Origin of the sequence: Pseudomonas sp. MN1F, from assembly GCF_009391885.1 — a bacterium.
GTDB lineage: Bacteria > Pseudomonadota > Gammaproteobacteria > Pseudomonadales > Pseudomonadaceae > Aquipseudomonas.
The window spans coordinates 1-5,138 of sequence record NZ_VZII01000073.1; the positions used below are offsets into that span (position 1 = coordinate 1).

Annotated in this window: 4 protein-coding genes; 1 reads left to right on the forward strand and 3 read right to left on the reverse strand. The window is 61.6% G+C overall.

Translation table 11 applies throughout. From position 1 onward, the window contains the following. Positions 1–181: 181 nt before the first annotated feature. From F6X59_RS27925 to F6X59_RS27935, 3 genes are read right to left on the reverse strand one after another with little or no spacing between them, the layout of a single operon-like run. The gene (locus F6X59_RS27925; protein WP_085622595.1) at positions 182–532 is read right to left on the reverse strand and encodes a RidA family protein; all 351 of its coding nucleotides are present in this window, start codon (positions 530–532) and stop codon (positions 182–184) included. A gap of 17 nt (positions 533–549) precedes the next feature. After that, entirely contained in the window at positions 550–1,794 is a 1,245-nt protein-coding gene (locus F6X59_RS27930; RefSeq protein WP_152959293.1) for an FAD-binding oxidoreductase, read from the reverse strand. 7 nt (positions 1,795–1,801) lie between these two features. Beyond that, on the reverse strand, positions 1,802–3,223 hold the full coding sequence (locus F6X59_RS27935; RefSeq protein ID WP_152959294.1) for a PLP-dependent aminotransferase family protein: 1,422 nt from the start codon (positions 3,221–3,223) through the stop codon (positions 1,802–1,804). A 345-nt stretch (positions 3,224–3,568) separates the two neighbouring features. Here F6X59_RS27935 and F6X59_RS27940 point away from each other — a divergent pair, with 345 nt between their 5' ends. After that, the gene (locus F6X59_RS27940) at positions 3,569–4,969 is read left to right on the forward strand and encodes an amino acid permease (RefSeq protein ID WP_152959295.1); all 1,401 of its coding nucleotides are present in this window, start codon (positions 3,569–3,571) and stop codon (positions 4,967–4,969) included. Positions 4,970–5,138: the final 169 nt, after the last annotated feature.

Here is a 5,138-nt window from a genome sequence, read left to right on the forward strand (position 1 = left end):
TCTCGCGTGCTGATTCCACAGGCAGTCAGCTCGACTCTGAATTTTCGATGTATTTACTGCGTTTTCACACAGCCTGGACCCAAAGCAGACGTCAAGGACTGAAACAACCGTTCCAGGAGTTCCGAAACTTGAGCCTTTCGGTGGCCATCCGGGCTCGTCGCAAGCCCGGCGCCACGTGACATTACTGGGGAACGGCAGCGGTAATGATCACTTCCACCAGCAGCTGTGGATCTGCCAGCTTCGCCTCGCCGCAGGCTCGCGCCGGTGCATGGCCGCTGGGTACCCAGGCATCCCATACGGTATTCATCTCGTCAAAGTCCGCCATGTCGGCCAACCAGATAATGGCCTGAAGCAGGTGCTGGCGAGTGGTGCCGGCCTCATCGAGCAGTGCATCCACCCGCGCCAGGGCTTCTCGGGTCTGTTCCGCCACCGTCTGGCCGGTCTCGCCGACCTGGCCGGCAAGATAGACGGTGTCGCGGTGGATCACGATCTGGCTCATGCGCGGGTTGATCTGTTTGCGCTGAATGGTCATGGGTCAATCTCCTTGGGTCAGAAACGGCGTGAGGAAAACGCGTCGAGCCATGCAGGCGCTGTTCCTTCGATGAGTTGGCTTACCAGTTGCCCTGTTACCCCCGCCAGTGTCAAGCCAAGGTGCTGATGACCAAAGGCGTGAATCAGGCGCGGTTCGTTCGGCGAGACGCCAATGACCGGTAGCGAGTCCGGCAGCGACGGGCGAAAGCCCAGCCAGCGCCTCGCCACTGGCTGGCGAAGGCCAAGCACGCAGCGTACCCGTTGCTCCAGGTACTCGTAGCGCCGGGGGTTGGCTGGGTCATTGATTGAACCCAGCTCCACGGTGCCGGCCACGCGCAGGCGACCCGCCATGGGAGTCATGTAGAAGGCGCTTTCGACCGGGCAGCAGGGGCGTTCGAGCAAGGTATCTTCCAGGTCGAACTCGATATGGTAGCCACGCTCGGTATCCAGCGGGATGCGATCGCCCAGTTGCTGCGCGAGGGAGGCAGACCAGGCTCCGCCGCAGAGCACCACGCGTTCGGCGAGCAGGCTGTGGCCATCGGTGCAGTCCAGTTGCAGTGCGTTGCTGCGCCGAACAAGGCGCTGCACGGTACTGAAACACAGGGTACCGTCGTGCAGCAGTGGCGCAGCCAAGTCTTCGAAGAACCGCTGTGGATCATCCAGATGGGAGGATTTGGGGAAGAGGATACCGCCGACCGTCTTGCCGGCGAGCGCGGGCTCAAGTGCTTCGAGTTCGTCGCGGCTCAAGCGCTGTTGAGGGATGCCGAAGCTGTCACGCAGCGCATAACCGCCGTCGGCGCCGCGCAGGCTTTCCAGGCTGGAGTAGGCATAGATGCAGCCTTTATGGCGCAGGTGCTTTTCGGCCACAGGCGCCTCATCCAGCAGTGGTGCACACCCTTCGTAGGTGTGTTGCAGCAATTGTGCAAGGGCCGTCGCGTTGCGCTGGAAATGATGAGGCCGGCACTGATTCAGGAAGCGGACAAGCCAGGGCAGCAAACGCGGCAGGCGAGACCACCGAACCACAAAGGGCGAGTCCGCCGAGAAGAGCAGGCGTGGTATGTCGCGCAGTAGGCCAGGTTGTGCGATAGGCATGCAGCCGTAGGGTGCGAATGTGCCCGCATTGCCATAGGAGGCACCTGCAGCGACCGCATCGCGTTCCAGCAACACCACCTGATAACCCCGGCGGCGGAGCCACAAGGCAGTGGCAACGCCAACCGCACCGGCACCGATTACAGCGACTTCACAACGCTCTGGCATCTTCATCTAGGCTTCAGACCCTGTCGAACATATGCAAATGACCTTGCTGCGCGAAACGGGCAATGACGTCCAGGGCCTGGACGAGCTGCTCGCGCGACTTGGCCGCGGAAAGGTTGATGCGCACCGCATTGGGCGACTGGTCATGGCGCAGGCTGAACGCCCCGCCGGGCAGTAGCCCGACGCCATGCTCCCGGCAAAGGCGGGCGAAACGTGACGCGCTCCAAGGTTCAGGCAGCTGCAGCCAGGCATGTGTGCCAACATCGCTGGCCTGGAAATGCAGGCCCTTGAGGTGCTCTGCGAGCAAGGCCTGGCGTTCGCGCAACTCCTCGCGCTGATGGGCAATCAGTGCCTCGCTGACGCGATCCTCGATCAAGCGTGTCGCGATCAGCGCGTTAAGCGGCGAAATGCTCCAGCAGTCGATGCGCAAGGTAGTGGCGATGTTCTGCACCTGTTCGGGCGGCGCGACGACGAAGCCGATGCGCAGGCCCGGTGCGATGCATTTGGAGAGGGCGGTGACATAGAACGTCCGCGCAGGGCGGCGCAACATGAACGTCTCGTCCCTACGCTCGAGCAAGGGGCGATAGACATCGTCCTCGATCAGCCAGAGTTCGTCGTGCGGTGCAAGTACTTCAAGGAGCTCTGCACGACGTTGCGCGTCGAGGGTGATGGCGGTCGGGTTATGGATCGACGGCACGAGGAACAGCACCCGTGGTGCGTAGGTCGCGATAGCCTCGCCCAGGGCTCGAGGGTTCATGCCTCGCTCATCCCCCTCTACGCCAACCAGGTTCAGCCCCAATGACCGGCACAGGGCGTTGATGCCCTGATAGGTAATGCTGTCGGCCAACACGGTGTCACCTGCCACTGTCATGGCGCGCAAGATGCAGGCGATGCCGTGCTGGGCCCCTTCGGTGATCACCACATTGCTCGGTTGAGCGGGTACATCCAGTGCACGCAACCAGGTCGCCGCGGCTTCTCGCGCCCAGGACATGCCTTCGGAGGGGTGATACTCCTTCATCCCGGCAAAGCGCGGGTCGCTGGCCAGGCGCGGCAGGAGGGTGGCCAGAGCCTGGGTGTAATCATCGGTAGCGGGGCGGTTGACGCTGAGGTCGATCATGCCGGGGGCATCGCTTGGCGCCGACTGGAACTGCACCTGTACCTGGCGCGGCACCGCAACCTGGGTGCCCCGGCCTGGGCGACTCTCGACCAGGCCTTGCTCCTGCAGCACGGCCATGGCGCGGGTCACGGTGGTGATGTTGATGCCCAGTTCGCCGGCCAGCTCGCGATGGGGTGGAAGCCGTTCGCCCGGACTCAGGGCGCCACTGCGAATGGCTTCGGCAAGGGAGGAGGCAAGTTGCGCGTAGAGTGTTTCGGCGCTGTCGCGCTGCAGCAGCGTATCCGTCTTTAGGGCAGCAAGTAGCTCTTTGAATGGGCTCATGGCCTGATTTTTCCTTGTGCTTATCCTGTGCACAGCAGGATAAGAGCTGGGCTTGTCCTGTATTGTCACCCATGACAAACGATATTGACAAGATAAATATGGGTTGATAGCTTCGAATTGTACTGCTTGTCATGCATTACAATAATACGAACCCCTACGGTAGGAATTCGCCATGACAGATCAGCCGTTCCACAACCTGGCGCGCAGCCCGCTTGCATTGCTTCCGCTTCCAGGGGGCCATGGCAGGCGCCCAGAATATCCGGCGTCGCATCACATTTCATCATCCGATGTCTCGTTCGGCGAGGCTCGCTTGTACGGCAACACGCAGGATCAGGAGGTGCACCCATGAGCCATTCGCTGAAGCTGGATGAACCGCGTGAGCGCCGGCTGAGTGGCGCCTTGCGCCAGCGGCACATCACCATGATTTCGCTGGGCGGCATCATTGGCGCCGGCCTGTTCGTTGGCAGCAGTGCAACCATTGGCGCGATCGGCCCCGCAGCGTTTCTCAGCTATCTTGCTGCCGGCATCGTGGTGATGCTGGTCATGCGCATGCTCGGTGAAATGGCGGTGGCGATACCGGGCGTTGGATCGTTTACCGAGTACGCGCGACTGGGGCTGGGCAATTGGGTCGGTTTCACCAGTGGCTGGTTGTACTGGTACTTCTGGGTCATTGTCGTGGCGGTGGAGGCGGTGGTTGGAGCCGACATATTGAAGCAATGGATCCCGCTGCCCGCCTGGGCCATCGGCCTGAGCCTGCTGGCAATCATGACCGCCATCAATTGTCTGTCGGTGAAGTCCTATGGCGAGTTCGAGTACTGGTTCGCATCACTCAAGGTGTTCGCCATCATCGTGTTCATTGGCCTGGGTTGTGCCTATCTGTTCGGATGGGCGCCTAGCACCGGCGCCTTGCTGGACAACCTGGTCAACGACCGCGGCTTCATGCCCTACGGCATCAGCGCCGTGCTCGCCGGCGTGCCAACAGTGATCTTCGCGGTGGGCGGCGCAGAAATCGCTACCATCGCCGCAGCCGAATCGGATGACCCTTCCAAGAGTGTCGCTGCGATGACCCGCTCGGTGATCTTTCGGGTGATCACGTTCTACGTCGTCTCTATTCTGCTGATCGTCTGTATCGTGCCCTGGGGCAGTATCGAGGCAGGTCATTCACCTTTCGTCACCGCCATGGAAGTCATGCATGTACCGGGTGCGACGCTGATCATGGAAGCCGTGGTTCTGGTTGCCGTGCTGTCGGCGCTGAACTCGGGGTTGTATGTGTCTTCGCGCATTCTGTTCGGCCTCAGCGAGCGTGGCGATGCGCCGGCTGCATTGTCGCAACTGACCGGGCACCGGGTACCGCGCTTGGCGGTATTGCTGAGCAGTGTGATTGGCTACATTGCCATCGCCGCAGCGATCGCGTCACCGCAAGGTGTTTTCCTTTTCCTGGTGAACGCCTCGGGCGCCATCATGTTGTTTGTCTACCTGGCCATCGCGATCGCTCAAGTGCGGCTGCGCCGTCAACTGGAGCGCGAAGCGCCACAGCGCCTGACGCTGCGCATGTGGCTGTTTCCCGGTCTGTCCTACGCGGTTATCGCCGCCATCGTCGGGGTGCTGGTGGCCATGGCGTTCCAGGAAGGGCTGCGCACGCAATTGCTTGCCAGCCTGGTCAGCCTGGCGGTGGTTTCGACGGCGCATTTGTTGGTGCGCAAGCGCCGGTTGCACGCCGGGCCGCGTGACACGCGCGTTGCATAATCGCACCGTCGGATCGAAACCCCGCCAACTGGCGGGGTTTTCTCATGAAGCGTCATTGCAAATCAGTCACTCGCGACTGGCAGCTATCGACCCAGGCTGTGTGAAAACGCAGTAAATACATCGAAAATTCAGAGTCGAGCTGACTGCCTGTGGAATCAGCACGCGAGAG

Coding starts and splice junctions, on each gene's coding strand:
- F6X59_RS27925 (WP_085622595.1), bottom strand. CDS start 532: ATGACCATTCAGCGCAAACAGATCAACCCGCGCATGAGCCAGATCGTG.
- F6X59_RS27930 (WP_152959293.1), bottom strand. CDS start 1,794: ATGAAGATGCCAGAGCGTTGTGAAGTCGCTGTAATCGGTGCCGGTGCG.
- F6X59_RS27935 (WP_152959294.1), bottom strand. CDS start 3,223: ATGAGCCCATTCAAAGAGCTACTTGCTGCCCTAAAGACGGATACGCTG.
- F6X59_RS27940 (WP_152959295.1), top strand. CDS start 3,569: ATGAGCCATTCGCTGAAGCTGGATGAACCGCGTGAGCGCCGGCTGAGT.